Below are 19,744 nucleotides of genomic sequence, written 5' to 3' on the forward strand. Positions count from 1 at the left end.
CGGTGCGCACGGGGCGCAAGAGACCGCGGTGGCCGAGGGCTTGGACTTTTCTCTCCCCCCGGCGCGGGAGGCCCTCCCCTGCTGAGGTCGCGCTTCGGGAGGGCGGTGGTCAGGGGCGCGTGGCCTGCTCGAGGGCGAGCAGGGCGGAGCGGTACTCCCGGCCCGTGGCCTGTTCCATGCCCACCTCGCACATGCGGTTGGCCGAGAGGTACGCGTCGTAGGTCCGGGTCACGACCTCCGCGGCCTCCGCGCGGGTGGCGGCCTCGCTCAGTTCGGGGTGCAGCATCCCCCGGTCTCCGGCGAACGCGCAGCAGCCCGCGTCGTCGGGCACGACCACCTCGTCCGCGCAGGCCGCGGCGACGGCCCGCAGCTGCGGCTCGTCGCCCAAGTGCCGCATGGAGCAGGTGGGGTGGAGCACGGCGGAGCCCACGGTCCGGCGGACGGTCAGGCGGGGGAGCAGCTCCTCGGCGGCCCAGACGACGGAGTCGACGACGGTCAGCTCCTCGTGCAGGGCGCGGTTGTCGGCCGTCAGATACGGCACCACCTCGTGCGCGATGCCGAGCGCGCAGGACGAGGCGTCCACGACGAGCGGCAGCGCGCCGCCCGCCGTCCAGCCCCAGGCGGCCTCGACGACGCGGTTGGCCATCACGCGGTTCCCGGCCTCGTACCCCTTGGAGTGCCAGATCGTCGCGCAGCACGTCCCGGCCACGTCGTCCGGAATCCACACGGGCCTGCCCGCGCGCGCCGACACGGCGACGACGGCCTGCGGCAGGGGCACGTCGCCGGGCCCGGCGAAGATGCGGTTCACGCACGCCGGGTAGTACACGGCGGCGGCGCCCACGCGCGTGGTGCGCGGGAGGCGCCGGGCGGCGGCGCCCGGAAGCCGGGGCAGCCACTCGGGCACCAGGTCCGGGCGCACGGCCTTGCGGGCGGCGCGGGTCACGGCGGTCAGGAGCCGGTCGCCGGTCCGCGCCCCGGCCACCGCGCGGAGCGTCGCGGCGGCGCCGAGCGCCAGCCGTGCGGAGGCCTCGACCTCCTTGAACCGGCGTGCGGTGAGCGCCGCGACGCGCTCCTCGCGGGGCGAGTGCCGGGCGTGCCGGAAGGACTTCATCAGGGCGCCGGTGTCGATGCCGACGGGGCAGGCCAGCTTGCACGTCGAGTCGCCCGCGCAGGTGTCGACCGCAGCGTAGCCGTACGCCGCGACGAGGCCGTCCTCGACGCCGGAGCCCGGGGCCTGGCGCATCATCTCCCGGCGCAGCACGATGCGCTGGCGCGGCGTGGTCGTCAGGTCCCCGCTCGGGCAGGTCGGTTCGCAGAAGCCGCACTCGATGCACGGGTCGGCGATCGGCTCCACCTTGGGGATCGTCTTCAGGCCCCGCAGATGCGCCGTGGGGTCGCGGTCCAGGACGACGCGCGGCGCGAGCACGCCGTCCGGGTCGATGACCTGCTTGGTGCGCCACATCAACTCCGTGGCCTTCGGGCCCCATTCGAGCTCCAGGAACGGCGCGATGTTGCGGCCGGTGGCGTGCTCGGCCTTCAGGGAGCCGTCGAAGCGCTCCACGGTGAGGCGGCAGAAGTCGTCCATGAACGCGGCGTACCGCTCGACGTCCGCGGGCTCGGCGGCGTCGAAGGTGAGCAGGAAGTGCAGATTGCCGTGCGCGGCGTGCCCGGCGACGGCCGCGTCGAATCCGTGCCGCGTCTGGAGGGCGAGCAGCGCCTCGCAGGCCTCCGCGAGCCGGGCGGGCGGCACCGCGAAGTCCTCGGTGATCAGCGTGGTCCCGGCGGGCCGTGAGCCGCCGACGGCCGTCACGAACGCCTTGCGCGCCGTCCAGTAGCCGCCGATCACCCCCGTGTCCCGCGTGAAGGCGTTCGTGATGGACGCGACCGGGGCGACGAGTTCGAGCCCCGCCGTCACCTCGGCGGCCGCCGCCTCGTACGCCTCCCGCGCCGCCTCGTCCGGCGCGCGGAACTCCACCAGGAGCGCCGCCGTGTCCTTGGCCAGACCGGCCCAGTCGGCCGGGACGCCGGGCACGCGCACGGACGCGCGCAGGGTGTTGCCGTCCATCAGCTCCACGGCACGGGCCCCGGCGTCGTTGAACAGCGGCACGGCCGCGGCAGCGGCGGGCAGCGTGGGGAAGAACAGCAGCGCGCTCGACACGCACCGGTCGAGGGGCAGCGTGTCGAAGACGACCTCGGACATGAACCCGAAGGTGCCTTCGGAGCCGACCATGAGGCCGCGCAGGATCTGGACGGGCGTCGTCCCGTCGAGGAACGCGTCCAGGCGGTAGCCGTTGGTGTTCTTGATCTCGTACTTGGCCCGGATGCGGGCCGTGAGCGCGGGGTCCGCCTCGATCTCGCGCTTGATGTCGAGCAGGCCCGCGCACAGGGCCGGTTCGGCGTGCGCGAGCAGCGTGTCGGCGTCCGGATCGGCCGTGTCGACGACCGTGCCGGACGGCAGCACGAAGGTCAGGGACGCCACCGTGCGGTACGCGTTGCGGGTGGTGCCCGCCGTCATGCCGGAGGCGTTGTTCGCGACCACGCCGCCGATGGTGCAGGCGATCGCGCTCGCCGGGTCCGGGCCGAGGACGCGCCCGTGGCGCGCGAGCGTGGCGTTCGCGCGCGCCACCGTCGTGCCGGGGCCGATCCGCGCCCGCTCCCCGCCGTCGAGCACCTCGACGCCGGACCAGTGCCTGCGCACGTCGACGAGGATGTCCTCGCCCTGCGCCTGTCCGTTGAGCGAGGTGCCCGCCGCGCGGAAGACGACCTCGCGGCCCTTGCCGTGGGCGTACGACAGGACGGTCGACACGTCGTCGATGTCCTCGGCGACGACCACGACGCGCGGCACGAAGCGGTAGGGGCTCGCGTCCGACGCGTACCGGACGAGGTCGGAGACGTGCGTGAGGACCTTGTCGGCGCCCAGGAGCGCGACCAGATCGCCGCGCAGCGGCTCGGGGGTGCCGCCCGCCCGCTCGCTCGGGACCCGGTCGGGCGACGGCGTACGGCCGTCAGGGGCGGGGCGCAGCGCTTCGGGATCGGGCTCCAGCAGGGGCATGGCCTCTCCTCGGCGTCGTCGGCGGCTGCCCACCGCCACGGCCTCTCAGTGGCGGCACACCGTCCCGGCGGTCAGCAGTGGCGGCTCTCCGGCGCCTCGAACAGCGCGTCGAGCAGCCCGCCCAGCTGGGTGCGCTGGGCGGTGTCCAGTGGAGCCAGGATGTCCTCGGCGGCGGCCCGGCGCGCGCCGTGCAGCTTCCGCAGGGCCTCGTGCCCGCCGTCGGTGAGCTCGATGCGGATGACCCGGCGGTTGGTCGGGTCGGGGGCGCGGCGCACGCGGCCGCTCGCCTCCAGGGCGTCGACCAGGCTGGTGACGGCGCGCGGCACGACTTCGAGACGCTGGGCGAGATCGGCCATGCGCGGCGGCGTCTCGTAGTGCGCGAGGGTACGCAGCAGCCGGGACTGCGCGGGCGTGATGCCGATGGGCTCCAGATGGTGCTTCTGGATGCGGTGCAGCCGACGGGTCAGCCGCAGCAGCTGCTCGGCGAGGAGTCCGTCGCTGTCCGATGTGCTCATGCCGAAACAGTACAGGACCTGGTGCATTGTGAGTATAGGTAACAGTGAGCTATGCTCCCAAGGTCGCCCTCGTCGGCGCGCCACCCGCGTCCGGCGCTCCCGCCGAAGCGTGATCCGTGCTCGGCGCTCCTGTCGACGCGCCACTGGCGTGCGTGCCACCGACGTCCGCGTCAGTGGCGTGCGCGTCGCCGACGTCCGCGTCACTGGCGTCCGTTCCATGCACCGGTGCTCGTATAGCTGGTGTCCGTACGGCCGGTGGCCGTGTCAGCGGGGCTCGCGCCGCCGGTGTCCACGGCACCGGCGCCCGGGCACCGGTGTCCACGGAATCGGCGTCGGCGCAGCCGCGTTCTCGCGGGCGCGACCCACCCGTGCGGTCCCGGCCGCACAGACGGGGACACCGGTGACGCGGGCGCGACCCGTCCCCGTCGGCGCGCCGCCGCCGACGTCCCACTACGTCCCGTAGGAGCCCATGCCTCACGAAGATCCCTCCCGGACCCCGGTGTCTGGTGAGTCGGAAGAGCCCCGTCAGCTGCGCCGCATCCTGCGCCTCTTCCGTCCGTACCGCGCCCGCCTCGCCCTCGTCGGCCTGCTGGTGTGCGCCGCCTCCCTGGTGTCGGTGGTGACCCCCTTCCTCCTGAAGGAGATCCTCGACACCGCGATCCCGCAGGGCCGCACCGGCCTGCTGAGCCTGCTCGCCCTCGGCATGATCCTGAGCGCGGTCGTCACCAGCGTCTTCGGCGTCCTGCAGACGCTGATCTCCACGACCGTCGGCCAGCAGGTCATGCACGACCTGCGCACCGCCGTGTACGGCCGCCTCCAGCGCATGTCCCTCGCCTTCTTCACCCGCACCCGCACCGGCGAGGTCCAGTCCCGCATCGCCAACGACATCGGCGGCATGCAGGCGACCGTCACCTCCACGGCGACCTCCCTCGTCTCGAACCTGACGAGCGTCATCGCCACGGTCGTCGCCATGCTCGCCCTCGACTGGCGCCTGACCCTCGTCTCCCTGCTGCTGCTCCCGCTGTTCGCGTGGATCAGCCGCCGCGTCGGCCGCGAACGCAAGAAGATCGCCACCGAGCGGCAGAAGCAGATGGCCGCGATGGCCGCCACGGTCACCGAATCCCTCTCGGTCAGCGGCATCCTGCTCGGCCGCACGATGGGCCGCGCCGACTCACTCACGCGCTCCTTCGCCGACGAGTCCGCCGAGCTGGTGAGCCTGGAGGTCCGCTCCAACATGGCCGGGCGCTGGCGCATGGCCGTGATCACCATCGTCATGGCCGCGATGCCCGCCGTCCTCTACTGGAGCGCGGGGCTCGCCTTCCAGATGGGCGGGCCCACCGTCTCCATCGGCACGCTCGTCGCCTTCGTCTCGCTCCAGCAGGGCCTGTTCCGGCCGACGGTCAGCCTGCTGTCGACCGGGGTGCAGATCCAGACCTCGCTCGCGCTCTTCCAGCGCATCTTCGAGTACCTCGACCTGCCCATCGACATCACCGAGCGCGACCGGCCCGTGCGCCTGGACCGCGTCAAGGGCGAGGTCCGCTTCGAAGGCGTGGAGTTCCGCTACGACCCCCAGGGCGCGCCCGTCCTCGAAGGCATCGACATCACCGTGCCCGCGGGCGGCAGTCTCGCCGTCGTCGGCCCGACGGGCTCCGGCAAGTCCACGCTCAGCTATCTGGTGCCGCGCCTGTACGACGTGACGGGCGGCCGCGTCACGCTCGACGGCGTGGACGTGCGCGACCTGGACTTCGACACCCTCGCGCGCGCGATCGGCGTCGTCTCCCAGGAGACGTACCTCTTCCACGCCTCGGTCGCGGACAACCTCCGCTTCGCCAAGCCGGACGCCACCGAGGAGGAGCTGCACGAGGCGGCGCGGGCCGCCCAGATCCACGACCACATCGCGGCCCTGCCCGACGGGTACGACACGGTCGTCGGCGAGCGCGGCCACCGCTTCTCCGGCGGCGAGAAGCAGCGCCTGGCCATCGCCCGCACGATCCTGCGCGACCCGCCCGTGCTGATCCTGGACGAGGCCACCAGCGCCCTCGACACCCGCACGGAACACGCCGTGCAGCAGGCCATCGACGCCCTGTCGGCCAGCAGGACGACGCTCACCATCGCCCACCGCCTGTCCACCGTGCGCGGCGCCGACCAGATCGTGGTGCTCGACGCGGGGCGCGCCGTCGAGCGCGGCACCCACACGGAGCTGCTCGCCCAGGACGGGCGTTACGCCGCCCTCGTCCGCAGGGACGCCCGGCTGGAGCCAGCGACGTAGAGATATGCCGCAAATATGACAAAAGGCGGGTTACCGTGCCCGCATGCACACCACCACCCCGCCACGGGGCACGAAACGAGGAGCGGTCCGGCTGACGCGCCGGGGCCGGATCGCCCTGATCACCATCGGCGCCGTCGCGGCGGTCGCCGCCGTGGCGGTCCCGCTGCTGCTCCCGGACGACCACGAAGAGGTCCGGCCCCGGACGCTGACGATCCCCGAGGGCTGGCGCGCCAGCCAGGTGTACGAGGCCGTCGACGCGGCCCTGCACGTCTCCAAGGGCACCACGAGGAAGGCCGTCGACAGCGCGGGCCTCAAACTGCCCGGCGACGCGGGCGGCAACCCCGAGGGCTATCTCTTCCCGGCCACGTACCCCATCGGATCCCGGTCGACCCCGGCGTCCGTCCTGTCGTACATGGTGGACACCGCGAACAAGAGGTTCAGCGGCGGCCACATCACCGCGGGCGCCGACCGGAACGCGGTGAACGTCTACCAGACCGTCACCATCGCGAGCATGATCGAGGCCGAGGCGGGCTCCAAGGAGGAGATGGGCAAGGTCGCCCGCGTCATCTACAACCGCCTCGACCGGGGCATGCCGCTCCAGATGGACTCCACGATCAACTACGCCCTCAACCGCTCCACCCTCAAGACCACCGCGCGCGACACCAAGCTGAACAGCCCCTACAACACGTACGCCCGCATGGGCCTGCCGCCCACCCCGATCGGCAACCCCGGAGAGGCCGCGATGCGCGCGGCGACGAATCCGACGCCGGGGGACTGGCTGTACTTCGTGACCGTGAAGCCGGGGGACACGCGGTTCACCGCGAACTACGAGGAGCAGCAGCGCAACGTGGCGGAGTTCAACCGGAATCAATGACGGCCCGTCACCAACCCTTGGGAGGAAGTGAGTTCACGTTCAGCTAGGCCGGAACTCGTCCTCGCGCTCCCGCGCCCCATTGATGGCTCGTCGCATCGTCGCTTCCATGGCTCTCCCGGCGGCACCCACGCCGCCGGTCCGGTCGACGAGCGGGAGGGGAAGGGATGCGCCAGCACGGTGCCCGCGCGACGAGAGCCAGGAGATCCAGAGCGCGGCGGGGTGGTTCGTCCGGTGCGGCGGCGCTGATCAGCGCCGCCGCACTCGTCGTTTCGGCGGGTCCCGCGGCGGCGGTGCCCGGGGGGACGCCGCCGCCGAGCCCCGGTGAGGTGATCCCGGGGCAGCGGACGAGGACGCCCGCCCTGGTGGACGGCATCAGGGAGAAGGCGCCCCGGGCGGACAGCGCGGCGGACGCCGCCCGCGCGTACCTGGAGCGGGAGGAGAGCCGCTACCGGATCGCCGACCCCGACCGCGACCTGACGTCCGCGCGGACCACCACGGCGGCGGGCGGCCAGGAGACCGTGCGGCTCCAGCAGAAGCACCGGGGCGTGCCCGTCCTGGGCGGCCAGTACGTCGTCCGCATGGAGAACAAGGGCGGCGCACGCGTCGTCACCGGCACCTCCGGCAAGTACTTCACCGGGCTCACGGCGGGCACCACCCCCGAGGTCGGCGCGGAGGTCGCCGTCGAGCGTGCCGTCGACGGCGTGCTCACGGACCTCACCACGAGGAACTTCACCCGCACGGCCGGGGCCGACGAAGCCGACGACGGCGAGATACCCCTCAAGGGCACCGCCAGCGGCCTCGTCGTGCTGCCCAAGGGGCAGGGCGTCCTCACCCACCACGTCACCGTGCGCGGCACCGACCCGGCCACCGGCGAACCCGTACTGCGTGAGGTCTACGTCGACGCGCGCGCCGGGTACCCCGTCCTCCAGTACAGCGGTATCAAGACGTTCGGCGGTGCGGTTCCGAGCGGGCCGCGCACGGCTCCCGCGCCGCGGCGGGCCGCACCGGCGGAGCCGCGTGAGCAGGGCTCAGGCGTCACGCTGGACGGCAGGTCCGTCGCCCTGGACGTGGAGCGCGACACCGGGCGCCAGCAGTACGTGCTGCGCGACACCACCCGCATCCCGGACGACGAGGGCTGGGGCCGCACCCTGTCCACCTGGGACGCGCGGGACAAGTCCGTCGGCGAGGTCATCGGCCAGTGGCCGCCCGGGATCCAGGAGTTCGGCTCGCCCACCCCTGCCTTCGGCGGCGAGGCGACCGAGGCGGGCGCGGTGGACGCACACTGGGGCGGCGCGCGGGTCTTCGACTACTTCAAGGACAAGCACGGCCGCCTCAGCCTCGACGGACACGGCATGACCGTCAACTCCCTGGTGGGCGTGACGAACGGCGGATCCCCGTACGTCAACGCCTTCTGGGACGGCGAGAAGATGGTGTACGGCAACGGCGACGCCGAGTACCGGCCGCTGGCCGCGGGCCTGGACGTCGTCGGCCACGAGATGACCCACGGCGTCGTGGAGCACACCGCCGCCCTCGTGTACGCGGGCCAGTCCGGCGCCCTGAACGAGGCGATCGCGGACTACTTCGGCAACGCCATCGAGAACGAGGCGTACGGCGTCGCCACCTCCGACCCGGACTCGGGCCTGGTCGGCGAGCGGCTGTGCCGCACGAAGTCCCCGCGCGCGTGCGCCTTCCGCGACCTGGGCGACGGCCGGAACACCGCCAAGCACTTCCTCGGCGTCGGCTTCGGCACCGACAACGGCGGCGTGCACCTCAACTCCACCCTGTTCGCGGGCGCGCTCTGGGACGCCCGCGAGGACCTCGGCGACACCCTCGCCGACAAGATCGTGTACCGGGCGCTCACCCAGTACCTGACCCCGCTCGACGGCTTCACCGAGGGCCGGGCCGCCGTGCTCGCCGCGGCCAGGGACCTGAACGCCGACGCCGGGCAGTTGAAGGCCCTGACGCGCGCCTTCAACGCCCACGGCATCGTGCCCGGCTGGGAGCTGGCCCTCGGCGTGGACTCCGACACGCTGCTCGACCGGGTCAACACCAACGACACCCGCCTCGGCTCCGGCGGCGGCTTGTGGACCGCGTCCCGGTCCGACGAGACGGGCTCCGAGGCGTACTCGGTGTGGGCCGGACGCGCCGACGGCAGCGGCCAGCCCCAGCTGATGAGCCCCAACGACGGCCGCTACCACGTCAATCCAGCCACCGACGGCAAGACCGTGGTGTGGCAGGCGCATGGCCCCACCGGCGTGGACATCCTCGCCCGGCCGCTCGCGGGCGGCCCCGTCAAGAAGCTCTGGCACAACAGCAGGGGCGTCGCCGACGCCGTGGACGTCGACGGCGACGTCGTGACCTTCTCCCACTACAACCACGGCGGCCGGCAGGGCGTGACCTATCTGAGCCTGAAGGACCCGGCGAACAAGGTCAGCCTCGGCGGCGGCACCTACCACCGGGCCTTCTTCCCCTCGGTGAGCAACGGCAGGATCGCCTACCAGGAGCGGCGCCGGGTGCGCGCCGAGTACGCGTACACCACACGGCTCATCGACGTCGCCACCGGCGAGAACAAGGTGGTCGAGCAGGTCCCGGGCAGCACCAGCCTCGGTCCGACGGCCATCACCGGCACGCACGTGTTCTGGCTGCGCGACGCCGTCCGGGGCGAGGGGACGACCTCCTTGCGCCGCGCGGACATCGACGGCTCGCACATCGTCGACCTCAGCCCCGAGTCCGCCCCCGGCGCGCTGAACGCGTACGACCTGACGGCCTCCGACGAGGCGGTGACGGTCGGCGCCCGGCTGCCCGACACGACGTGGCGCAACGAGACGCTGGCCAAGCTCTGGCAGTTCGCGGCGGGCGGCGACCCGAAGGACCCGGCCACGCGCAAGGGGCGCGTCTCCTGCAACCGCGGCGAGCAGCTGTCCGCCGCCGCGGGGCCCGGCGGCCAGGTGGTGTGGATCGACGCGACCACCGGCATCAGCCAGGTCGTGACGCGCGCACGACCGACCGGTACGTGCGCCGCGGCGCTCGCCGCGGGCCTCCAGCTCGGTGCCGCGCCCGCCGCCGGGGCCAGTGCGCCGAAGGACCCGGGCGCGCTGCGCCTCGCCGGGGCCGGGGAGATGGCCGTGCCGGACGGCTGGATCGTGGTCCTGAAGGACACCCGGGCGGGCGCCGTGTCCGGTGTGGCGCGCGACCTCCTCGGGCGCTCCGGCGGGGCGCGGCTCGGGCATGTCTACCGGGCCGCGCTGCACGGCTTCTCCGCGACGATGAGCCGGGCGCGGGCCGCGCGCGTGGCCGCCGACCCGCGCGTCGCGTACGTCCGTCAGGACACCCGGGTGCGCCTCGACGCCGGGGCTCTCGACGAGACGCAGCCGGACGCCCCGTGGGGCCTGGACCGGATCGACCAGCGCACCCTGCCCCTGTCCGGCACGTACACCTACCGCACCACCGCTCCCGACGTCAGCGTGTACGTCATCGACACCGGCCTGCGCACCACGCACCAGGAGTTCGGCGGGCGGGCCTCGGTCGGCGTCGACACCGTGGGCGACGGCCAGAACGGCAACGACTGCAACGGCCACGGCACCCACGTCGGCGGCATCGCCGCCGGACGAACCTACGGCGTCGCCAAGCGGGCGAAGGTGGTGGCCGTGCGGGTCCTGAACTGCCAGGGCTCGGCCACCACGGCGGGCGTCGTCGCGGGCGTCGACTGGGTGACGGCCCAGAAGGCGAGGCCCGCCGTGGCCAACATGAGCCTGGGCGGCCAGGCCAGCGACGTCCTCGACAACGCCGTGCGCGCCTCCGTCCGCTCCGGCGTCACGTACGCGGTGGCGGCGGGCAGCGCGGGCTCGTCCACGGGGGCCTGCTCCACCTCGCCCGCGCGGCTGCCCGAAGTGATCACCGTCGGCGCGAGCGACCGCGCGGACCGCCGTGCCTCCTCGTCCAACCACGGCCCGTGCGTGTCCCTGTTCGCACCCGGCGTGCAGATCCCGTCGGCCTGGAAGGACAGCGACACCGCGACCAACACCATCAGCGGGACGTCGATGGCCACCGCCCACGTGGCGGGAGCGGCGGCCCTGCACCTCGCCTTCCGCCCCGCGGACACCCCGGCGCAGGTGAAGCGCGGCCTGGTCGACAACGCGACCACGGGCGTGCTCCAGGGCACCCCGCCCGTGGTGCCGAACAAGCTGCTCTACACGCTCTACCTCCCGACCAGCCAGCGAGGGGAAGGTCAGCCGCCCGTAGCCGCGCGATAGGCCGTCGTGATGGCATCGATGGCGTTCTCGCCGGAGTGCGCGGACTCGTGCATGCGCCGACTGGCCTCCACGATCCGGGCCGTGGCCGTACGGCGCTCCGTCTCGTACGAGGCGAGGGCCGCGCGCGGGTCGTCGTCGGCGGCCAGGCGGTCGGCGAGGACCCCGGCGTCGATGATGGCCTGCGTCGCGCCGTTCGCGCCCACGGGGTACATGGGGTGCGCGGCGTCCCCGAGCAGCGTCACCCGGCCCTCGCCCCAGTGCGGCAGCGGGTCGCGGTCCACCATGGGGTAGCGCAGGATCACCTCGCTCCCGGCGACCAGGTCGTGGACGGCGCGGTCGCCGATCCGCCAGCCCTCGAAGTGGGGCAGGACGTCCTCGGCGCGCGCGGGGGCGTTCCAGTCGACCGCCGCCGGGTCCAGCGGTCCCGGCTCGGCCACGGTCACCAGGGCCACCCAGTTGAGCAGGGACCTGCCGCGGTCGTCGGCGGGGCGGGAGATGGGATACGCCAGGAACTGCGGGCCCTGACTCCCGTCGGGGCGCGGGGCGTCCGAGGCGAGGACCGCCGAGCGGCCCGTGCCGAAGCGCTCGGTCTCCAGGGTGCCCCGCCACATCGACACCCCCGACCACAGCATCGGACCCTGCTCCGGGTGGAGCGCGGCCCGCACCGCCGAGTGCAGGCCGTCCGCGCCGACCAGAAGCCCGGCGCTCAGGACTGAGGCGCCGCCCGTGGCCCGGTCGGTGACCCGGACGCGGACTTCCTCTTCGCTCTGGATAGAGCGTTCTACTCGGACGCCAGTTCGTACGGCGCCCGGGCCGAGCCGGTCGCGCACGGCGTCGAGCAGGAGCATCTGCAGCTCGCCGCGGTGGACGGAGTACTGCGGCCAGCGGTATCCCCGGGCGAGCCCTCGGGGGTCCGTGAAGACCAACTCGCCCCGCGAATCGGCGTACTGGTGCTCGGCGGTCGGGATCCCGAGGGCGGCGAGGGCGTCCCCCAGGCCGAGTTCGGTGAGAACGCCCACGGCCTGCGGCTGGATGTTGATGCCGACGCCGAGCGGCCGTATCTCGCGGACGCTGTCGACGACGGTGGCGTCGATCCCGGCGGCGTGCAGGGTCAGGGCGGCGGTGAGGCCGCCGATGCCCGCGCCCGCGATGAGGACATGACTGTTCATGGGCTCGACTCCCGTGCGGTGAGGTGCCGCTGAGACTGTGTGCGGCTGATGTCGTGTGCTTCCACGGTCGGCGGCGCCGCGCCGGAAGTCCAACATCTGGATCTGCTGCGAGCGATCACTTCTGCTTATGGCATCCACTGCTCGCGCCCGCCCCTGGGCGGACCCCCTGCTTCCGTCGAGCCCCGGCGCGGACGTCCGCGCCGGGGCTCGACGGTATGGACCAACCCAGGTTTAATGCAGGGGAGTTGCATTATCCTGCGCCTGTCGGGTATGCCATAGGCACCACCGCGTCGCCCGTTCCCTCGGTGGCGCCAGCTCACCGCACAGACCGCAATCACGCCCCGGATCCGCGCTCAAGAGCGCCACGAGGGGGAACGATGCACGACGACAGCCTTCCCTTCGGCCTCCGCTCCCACGTGCGGCGGGAGCGGCTGGTCATCGTGCTCTGGGGAGAGCTGGACATCTACGCCACCGAGCGGCTCACCGGCCGCCTCGCCGAGCTGACCCTCACCTGCTGCCACGACGTGATCCTGGACCTGAGCGGCGTGACGTTCCTGGACTGCGGCGGCCTGTCGCTGCTCTGCCAGGCGCGGGCCGCGACGCGGCGCAGGGAGCTGCGGCTCACCGTCGTCCTGGAAGACCCCTTCGCTCGCAAGGTGCTGCGCCTGGCGGGCGTGGCCGAATCGTTCGACGTCGCCCGCTCGCTGAGCGACGCGCTCGCCGTCCCGCCGGGCGACACGCACGGGCACCGGCCGCCGGCCCCCTCGCACGCCTGAGCACGGCCCCGACGAGCGCCGCGCCGCGGGGAGCTGACGTCAGGTCAGCGCCGGTACGGGCTCCTGTTCCAGCAGCCGCACGATGTCCCGCACCGCCGCGCGCCCCGCGCGGTTCGCGCCGATGGTGCTGGCCGACGGGCCGTACCCGACGAGGTGCACGCGCGGGTCGGCCGCCGCCCGCGTGCCGTCCATGCGGATGCCGCCGCCGGGCTCCCGCAGCCGGAGCGGCGCCAGGTGGTCGACGGCCGCGCGGAAGCCCGTCGCCCACAGGATCACGTCGGCATCGGCGCTGCGCCCGTCGTCCCACTCCACGCCCGTCGGCGTGATCCGGTCGAACATCGGAAGCCGGTCGAGCACCCCGTTCGCGCGCGCCTCGCGCACCGCGTCCGTGACGGCGAGCCCGGTCACCGAGACCACGCTCAGGGGCGGCAGGCCCTGGCGGACCCGCTCCTCGACCATCGCGACCGCCGCGCGCCCGCGCAACTCGTCGAAGGGGCCCTCGGCGAAGACGGGCGGCCGCCGCGTCACCCACCAGGTCCGGGCGGCGTACGGGGCGATCTCCATCAGGTGCTGGGTGCCGGACGCGCCCCCGCCCACGACGACGACGCGCTGCCCGCGGAACGCCTCGGGGCCCGGGTAGTCGGCGGTGTGCACCTGCCGTCCGAGGAAGGTCTCCTGCCCCGGGTAGCGCGGCCAGAAGGGCTTGTCCCAGGTGCCGGTGGCGTTGATGAGCGCACGCGTCGACCAGGCCCCCGCCGAGGTCTCGACGAGGAGCCGCCCGCCCTCGCCCTCGCTGACGCGGCGCACGTCGACGGGGCGCCGCACCCGCAGGCCGAAGCGGTCCTCGTACGCGGTGAAGTACGCGCCGATGACCTCCGACGACGGGCGCGCGGGGTCCGCGCCGGTCAGCTCCATGCCCGGCAGCGCGTGCATGCCGTGCACCTTGCCGTAGGTCAGCGACGGCCACCGGAACTGCCAGGCGCCGCCAGGGCGGGGCGCGTGGTCGAGCACCACGAAGTCCCGCTCCGGCTCGAAGCCCCTGTGCCGCAGGTGGTAGGCGCTGGACAGGCCCGCCTGCCCCGCGCCCACGACCACCACGTCGACGTCCGTCACGTCCGCGTCTCGCACCCCGATGCCGTTCACGCTTCTACTAACTCGGGGCGGGGCCGGGGTCTTCCCGCGCCGCCCGGCGTCAGCGGCCCCCGGCCACCAGGAGCGGGGCCCCGCCCGGAGCCGACGCCGGGCGGCCATTCGCCGCCGGGACGCCGGTCAGGGGCGAGGCGGGGACGCGCGCGAGCAGCCCGCGGGCCGCCAGCTCGGGGGTGACGCCCTCGCCGAACCAGTACGCCTCCTCCAGGTGCGGGTAGCCGGAGAGGACGAAGTGCTCGACGCCGAGCGCGTGGTACTCCTCGATGCGGTCGGCGACCTCCGCGTGGCTGCCCACGAGCGCGGTGCCCGCACCGCCGCGCACCAGACCGACACCGGCCCACAGGTTGGGCGAGACCACCAGGTCGTCGCGGGAGCCCCCGTGCAGCGCGAGCATCCGCTGCTGGCCCACGGACTCGCTGCGGCCGAGGGCCTCCTGGGCGGCGGCGACGGTGTCCGCGTCGAGGTCCGCTAGGAGGCGGTGCGCGGTGGCCCACGCCTCCTTGGACGAGTCCCGGGAGACGGTGTGCAGGCGGATGCCGAAGCGGACCGTGCGCCCCTCCGCCTCCGCCAGGCCACGGATCCAGTCGATCTTCTTCTTCACCTGCTCGGGCGGCTCGCCCCAGGTCAGATAGACATCGGTGTGACGCGCCGCGACCGGGCCCGCCGCGGCCGACGAGCCGCCGAAGAAGATCTCCGGCAGCGGGTCCGGCGGCAGCGCGGTGAGCCCGCCCTCGACCTGGTAGTGCGTACCGTCGAAGTCGTACGGCTTGCCGCTCCACACCCCGCGCACCACCGAGAGGAACTCGTCGGTGCGGGCGTAGCGGCGGTCGTGGTCCAGGTGGTCGCCGAAGCGCCGCTGTTCGGTCGAGTCGCCGCCGGTCACCACGTTCAGGAGCAGCCGCCCGCGCGTGATGCGCTGGTACGTCGCCGCCATCTGCGCGGCGAGCACGGGGGAGAGGACCCCCGGCCGGAAGGCCACCAGGAACTTCAGGCGCTCGGTGTGCTGGGCGAGCGCGACCGTGGTCAGCCAGGCGTCCTCGCACCAGGTGCCGGTCGGCGTGAGCACGGCCTCGAAGCCGAGTTGCTCGGCGGCCTTGGCGATCTGGGCCAGATACGCGATGTCGGGGGCCCGCACGCCGCTCACCGGGGTGACGCGGGAGCGGGTGATGCCGCCGTCGGTGTAGGCGTGCCGGTCGACGAGGGTGCGGCCGTCGCCGCCGGTCGGCAGGAACCAGTGGAGGTGGACGGTCATGGTCAGGACTCCTTGTACGTGCGGGGCTCGGTGGTCGAGGGCGGCAGCGAGCCGTTGAACCGGGTGTCGGTGAAGTCGCGGAAGTCGACGCGGCGGGGGATGAGCTTCAGCTCGGCGAAGGTGTCGGCGATGGCCTGCTCGGACGCGACGACGTTGCGGTCGACGGCGACCGGGACACGCGTGCCCTGCGAGCGCTTGACCGAGTCCAGGGCGACCTCGTAGGGCAGGCCGGTGTCCTTCGCCCAGACCTTCGCCCACGCCTCGGGGTGGGCGAACACCCAGTCCTGCGCCTTGCGCAGCCGCTTGAGGTAGTCGGCGACGGCGGCGGCCTTCTTCTTGTCCTTCAGCGCGCCGGGCGCGGCCACCTGGAAGCTGAGGCCGTTGACCAGCCCGTCGCCGTCGGTGAGGATCCGCCCCTTGCCGCCGCGCAGGACCTGTGAGGTGTAGGGGTCCCACACCGCCCAGGCGTCCACCTTGCCGCCGGTGAAGGCGGCCAGCGCGTCGGCGGGCTGGAGGTAGGTGACCCGGACGTCCTTCAGGGAGAGCCCGGCCTTCTTCAGGGAGGCGATCAGCTGGTAGTGCGCGGACGACCCCTGGGCCACCGCCACGGACCTGCCCTTCAGATCGGCCGTGCGCTTCAGGCCGGAGTCCTTCGGCACGACGATGGCCTCGCCGTGCGCCGTGCCGTGGCTCGCGGCCACCACGGTGATCTTCGAGCCCGCGCCCGCCGCGAACACCGGCGGTGTGTTGCCGACCGCGCCGAGGTCCACGGCCTTGGCATTCACGGCTTCGAGGAGCGGTGGCCCCGAGGTGAACGTCGACCATTTGATCTTGTACGTGAGGTCGTCGAGCTCTCCGGCGGCGCGCAGGACGGCTTCCGAACCGCCTCTCTGGTCCCCGACGTTGAGGGTCAGCGACCCCTTGCCGTCGGTGTTGCTCCCGCCGAGGCCACCGGTCGACGAGCTGGCGGAGGACGACCCGGAGCAGGCGGCGAGGGCCAGCGCCAGGGGCAGGAGCAGGACGGGGGCGAGGCGTCGGCGTCGCATGGGCGGGGGTCCGTTCTACGAGTACGTCGTGGGGGTGCGCCGGGGCGGCGCGGGGGAGAGGACGGGGTGAGGGGCGGTCAGGTGGCGGCCGTGGCTGGGGACTCGACGCCGAGGCGCTCCAGGAGACAGGCGCGCAGCGCGGCGAAGCGGGGGGCGGCGATGTCGCGCGGCCGGTCGAGGTCGATGGGCTGCTCGTGCGCGATGACGCCCTCGTCCATGACGAGGACCCGGTCGGCGAGCAGCACCGCCTCCTCCACGTCGTGGGTGACGAGCAGCACGGCACAGCCCCGGCGCTGCCACAGCTCGCCGACCAGACGCTGGGCCGTGACCCGGGTCAGGGCGTCCAGGGCGCCGAACGGCTCGTCGAGGAGGAGCAGGTCGGGTTCGCGCACCAGCGCGCGGGCCAGCGAGGCGCGCTGGGCCTCGCCGCCGGAGAGCGTCTTGGGCCAGGCGTGCGCGCGGTGGCCGAGCCCGACCTCGGCCAGGGCGCGCTCGGCGACGTTCCGGTCGGGCCTGCCGGGCAGGCCGAGCAGCACGTTGCGCCACACCCGCTTCCAGGGCATGAGGCGCGGCGCCTGGAACGCCACGGCCTTGCGGCGCGGCACGAGGACGGTGCCCTCGATGTCCCGGTCGAGTCCGGCGAGGACGCGCAGGAGCGTGGACTTGCCGCAGCCGCTGCGGCCGAGCAGCGCCACGAACTCGCCGGGCCGCACGTCCAGGCGCAGTCCGTCGATGACGGGGCGGCCGTCGAAGGAGCGGGTGAGGCCCTCGACGCGTACGGCCGAGGGCGCGGGGCCGGGGGTCACCGGCCGGTGAACGTCGGTCGCCATTGCAGCAGCAGCCTTTCGAGTGTGCGGACCACGAAGTCGGCGAGGAGGCCGAGGAAGGCGTAGACGATCAGGCAGACGACGATCACGTCGGTCCGCAGGAAGTCCCGGGCCTGGACCATGAGGAAGCCGATGCCCGCGTCGGCGTTGATCTGCTCGGCGAAGACCAGCGCGAGCCAGGCGATGCCGAGGGAGTAGCGCAGGCCGGTCATGGCGCCGGGCAGCGCGCCCGGCAGGATCACGTGCCGCACGAGCCCCCACCGGGACAGCCCCAAAGACTCACCGGCCTCGATGAGCTGGGAGTCGACACCTCGGATGCCCGCGTACACGTTCAGGTAGAGCGGGAAGGACACCCCGAGCGTGATGAGGGCGACCTTCGGGGTCTCGCCGATGCCGAACCAGATGATGAACAGCGGGATCAGGCCGACGAACGGCACGGTGCGCAGCATCTGCACGCTCGCGTCCACGAGGTCCTCGCCGATCCGGAAGAGCCCGGAGAGCAGCGCGAGCCCGGTCCCGACCACCGTGCCGAGCAGCAGCCCGATCGCGACGCGCTGGAGGGAGACGCCCATGGCCGAGGGCAGCGACCCGTCCTCGACGAGGTCGCCCGCGACCCGGGCGATGGTGCCCGGCGGGGCAAGGGTGTCGGGGCTCAACGTGCCTGTCGTGCTGAGCAGTTGCCACAGGGCGAGCAGTAGGACGGGGCCGGTGGTGCGGCGCAGCCAGCGGGGGACGCGGGTGCGGCGGGCGGAGGCCGGAACGAGGGCGACGAGGTCGGGCGCGACCCCGGATTCCGCAGCGCTGGCCTCGTGGGGAGACGTTCCGGATATGTCAGGTGGCGGAGGCGGCGGGGCGTGACTGATGCTCATGGCGCTCCAGGGCGGGGGAGAGGCGGGGCGCGGTGACGCGGCGCGCCTCGGCCACGTGGTGCGGGGCGGCGGGAGCGAGGGCGGGGCGCGTCAGGGCACGGCGGGGACGCGACGCGCGGTCACACGGTCGGGGGAACCCGGCGACGGCGGACGGAGCGTGCGCGGAGAAGCGAAGTGAGAAGGCGTCAGCAGCCGCGGCGACACGCGGAGGAGGCCACCCGCAGCAGGTCGATGTGACCGCGCGAAGTGAGCAGAGCTGAACGGACCATGCGGCCGAACGTAGCGATCTCGGCCGGTCACGGTCAATGGCGTCTCGCGGACCGGACGTGCCGTATCGCCTGGCGAAAGGCCCGGGGGGTGTCCAGCCTGGCCGGGGCCGGGAGCTGGTGCAGGATGGGAGGCATGTCCGACGCCTTCACCACCCGCATCCTGCACGTCGCGACCGGCTCGGACGAGACGGTCGTCGACCTCACCCACGAGTGCGCGGGCTTCCTGCGCGAGGCGGCCCGCGGTCGCGACGGCCTCCTGAATGTCTTCGTCCCGCACGCGACAGCTGGCATCGCCGTGCTGGAGACCGGCGCGGGCAGCGACAGGGACTTGCTTGCCGCGCTGCACACCCTGCTGCCCGCCGACGACCGCTGGCAGCACCGGCACGGCAGCCCCGGCCACGGCCGCGACCACGTGCTGCCCGCCCTGGTGGCCCCGCACGCCACGCTCCCGGTGATCGGCGGCAGCCTGGAGCTCGGCACCTGGCAGTCCGTGTGTCTGGTCGACACGAACAAGGACAACCCCGACCGCCAGGTGCGGCTGAGCTTCCTGGGGTAAAGGGAGGGGCCCGTCCGGTCAGCGGCCCGGCGCCCCCGCGCGCAGGCCGTCCATGACGATGTCGAGGAGCTGGTCCACGCGCGCCTGCCAGTCGCTGTCCGGGTCGATGTGCCACAGCCCCGCGATGGCGAGCAGGAAGTCGTCGGGGGTCAGGCCCGGGCGGATGGTGCCCGCCGCGTCGTTGGCGTCGAGGAGCAGGGCGATGGCGGAGGTCAGCGGTCCGTGGCCGAGCGCGGCGAAGCTGCCGTGCGCGGTGGCCTTGCCTATCGCCTGGGCCAGGCCCGCCTTGGTCATGGAGAACCGGGCGAGGCGGGTCATCCACTCCCACAGGGCCTGGTCGGGGGGCCGGGTCTGAAGCAACTGGGCGGCGGTGTCGGCGACTTGCTCGACCTCGTAGCGGTACACCTCAAGGACGAGCGCCTCGCGGCTCGGGAAGTTGCGGTAGAAGGTGCCCTGGCCGACGCCCGCCTTCTTCGCGATGGCGCTGAGCGGGGTGTCCGCCGCCCGCGTCAGCTCCGTGAGCGCCACCTCCAGGATGCGTGCGCGATTGCGCTGCGCGTCCGAGCGCAGTGGCGCGTTCTTCCTCTCGTGCACCCCTCGTCCTTCCGGGATCGCGGCCGTCCGGCCGTGTCGAGCCGACAGCCCTTGATAAGCGGACAGCTGTCCGTTAGGTTCGAAGGCAACGGACAGTTGTCCGCTTGTGCTCACGATAGCGGCAGAGTGGCTGAATGTGTGCCCTCCTGTCGTCCGCTGCCCGTGTCCGCCCTCCCGCTCGACGTGTCCGCCCTCCCGCTCGACCGGGCCGAGGACCGGCCCGGCGCCCCCGCACCACCTTTCCCGCAGGCCCCACCAGTTCAAGCACGTCCCG

Annotated in this window: 15 protein-coding genes and 1 pseudogene; 6 read left to right on the forward strand and 10 right to left on the reverse strand. The window is 73.4% G+C overall.

What is annotated here, in order from left to right; translation table 11 throughout:
• Window positions 1-109 precede the first annotated feature (109 nt).
• On the reverse strand, window positions 110-3,052 hold the full coding sequence (locus ACIG3E_RS16570) for an FAD-binding and (Fe-S)-binding domain-containing protein (RefSeq protein ID WP_399616275.1): 2,943 nt from the start codon (window positions 3,050-3,052) through the stop codon (window positions 110-112).
• Between the two features lie 71 nt (window positions 3,053-3,123).
• A complete protein-coding gene (locus ACIG3E_RS16575) occupies window positions 3,124-3,567 on the reverse strand; it encodes a MarR family winged helix-turn-helix transcriptional regulator (RefSeq protein ID WP_399616277.1) in 444 nt (147 codons plus the stop codon).
• 469 nt (window positions 3,568-4,036) lie between these two features.
• Here ACIG3E_RS16575 and ACIG3E_RS16580 point away from each other — a divergent pair, with 469 nt between their 5' ends.
• The 4 genes and pseudogenes from ACIG3E_RS16580 to ACIG3E_RS16595 all read left to right on the forward strand — a co-directional run bounded on the left by ACIG3E_RS16580 (window position 4,037) and on the right by ACIG3E_RS16595 (window position 10,963).
• Window positions 4,037-5,836: an ABC transporter ATP-binding protein gene (locus ACIG3E_RS16580; RefSeq protein ID WP_399616279.1), complete on the forward strand. Its 1,800-nt coding sequence runs from the start codon at window positions 4,037-4,039 to the stop codon at window positions 5,834-5,836.
• Window positions 5,837-5,879: 43 nt separating this feature from the next.
• Complete coding sequence (gene mltG, locus ACIG3E_RS16585; protein WP_399616281.1) at window positions 5,880-6,710, forward strand: endolytic transglycosylase MltG; 831 nt, start codon at window positions 5,880-5,882, stop codon at window positions 6,708-6,710.
• 164 nt (window positions 6,711-6,874) lie between these two features.
• Window positions 6,875-8,638: pseudogene (locus tag ACIG3E_RS16590) on the forward strand (M4 family metallopeptidase); the annotation flags it as partial.
• 1,047 nt (window positions 8,639-9,685) lie between these two features.
• Window positions 9,686-10,963, forward strand: coding sequence for a S8 family peptidase (locus ACIG3E_RS16595; RefSeq protein WP_399616778.1), 1,278 nt, complete (start codon window positions 9,686-9,688; stop codon window positions 10,961-10,963).
• Here the strand turns inward: ACIG3E_RS16595 and ACIG3E_RS16600 are convergent.
• Window positions 10,939-12,132: an FAD-dependent monooxygenase gene (locus ACIG3E_RS16600; RefSeq protein WP_399616283.1), complete on the reverse strand. Its 1,194-nt coding sequence runs from the start codon at window positions 12,130-12,132 to the stop codon at window positions 10,939-10,941. The genes ACIG3E_RS16595 and ACIG3E_RS16600 overlap by 25 nt on opposite strands.
• A gap of 377 nt (window positions 12,133-12,509) precedes the next feature.
• On the opposite strand from ACIG3E_RS16600, the gene ACIG3E_RS16605 reads away from it, so the two are divergent.
• Window positions 12,510-12,908 carry an STAS domain-containing protein gene (locus ACIG3E_RS16605; RefSeq protein ID WP_399616285.1) on the forward strand — a complete coding sequence of 133 codons (399 nt, stop codon included), beginning with the start codon at window positions 12,510-12,512 and terminating at the stop codon, window positions 12,906-12,908.
• Window positions 12,909-12,947: 39 nt separating this feature from the next.
• On the opposite strand, the gene ACIG3E_RS16610 is transcribed toward ACIG3E_RS16605, so the two are convergent.
• The 6 genes from ACIG3E_RS16610 to ACIG3E_RS16635 form a co-directional block, all read right to left on the reverse strand.
• Entirely contained in the window at window positions 12,948-14,051 is a 1,104-nt protein-coding gene (locus tag ACIG3E_RS16610) for an NAD(P)-binding domain-containing protein (RefSeq protein ID WP_399616287.1), read from the reverse strand.
• A gap of 49 nt (window positions 14,052-14,100) precedes the next feature.
• A complete protein-coding gene (locus tag ACIG3E_RS16615) occupies window positions 14,101-15,309 on the reverse strand; it encodes an LLM class flavin-dependent oxidoreductase (RefSeq protein WP_399616289.1) in 1,209 nt (402 codons plus the stop codon).
• Window positions 15,310-15,311: 2 nt separating this feature from the next.
• Complete coding sequence (locus ACIG3E_RS16620; protein ID WP_399616291.1) at window positions 15,312-16,355, reverse strand: ABC transporter substrate-binding protein; 1,044 nt, start codon at window positions 16,353-16,355, stop codon at window positions 15,312-15,314.
• Window positions 16,356-16,432: 77 nt separating this feature from the next.
• Window positions 16,433-17,185, reverse strand: coding sequence for an ABC transporter ATP-binding protein (locus ACIG3E_RS16625; protein WP_399616292.1), 753 nt, complete (start codon window positions 17,183-17,185; stop codon window positions 16,433-16,435).
• Entirely contained in the window at window positions 17,158-18,051 is an 894-nt protein-coding gene (locus ACIG3E_RS16630; RefSeq protein WP_399616294.1) for an ABC transporter permease, read from the reverse strand. The genes ACIG3E_RS16625 and ACIG3E_RS16630 overlap by 28 nt, the downstream gene beginning before the upstream one ends.
• Before the next feature lie 185 nt (window positions 18,052-18,236).
• Window positions 18,237-18,320 (reverse strand): putative leader peptide, encoded by an 84-nt coding sequence (locus ACIG3E_RS16635; RefSeq protein WP_346347462.1) that lies wholly within the window; start codon window positions 18,318-18,320, stop codon window positions 18,237-18,239.
• Window positions 18,321-18,453: 133 nt separating this feature from the next.
• Between ACIG3E_RS16635 and ACIG3E_RS16640 the strand changes: the two genes are divergently transcribed.
• On the forward strand, window positions 18,454-18,876 hold the full coding sequence (locus ACIG3E_RS16640; RefSeq protein ID WP_399616296.1) for a secondary thiamine-phosphate synthase enzyme YjbQ: 423 nt from the start codon (window positions 18,454-18,456) through the stop codon (window positions 18,874-18,876).
• An 18-nt stretch (window positions 18,877-18,894) separates the two neighbouring features.
• On the opposite strand, the gene ACIG3E_RS16645 is transcribed toward ACIG3E_RS16640, so the two are convergent.
• Window positions 18,895-19,470 carry a TetR/AcrR family transcriptional regulator gene (locus tag ACIG3E_RS16645; protein ID WP_399616299.1) on the reverse strand — a complete coding sequence of 192 codons (576 nt, stop codon included), beginning with the start codon at window positions 19,468-19,470 and terminating at the stop codon, window positions 18,895-18,897.
• Window positions 19,471-19,744 lie beyond the last annotated feature (274 nt).

Origin of the sequence: Streptomyces sp. NPDC053474 (genome assembly GCF_044544845.1) — a bacterium.
Classification (GTDB): domain Bacteria; phylum Actinomycetota; class Actinomycetes; order Streptomycetales; family Streptomycetaceae; genus Streptomyces.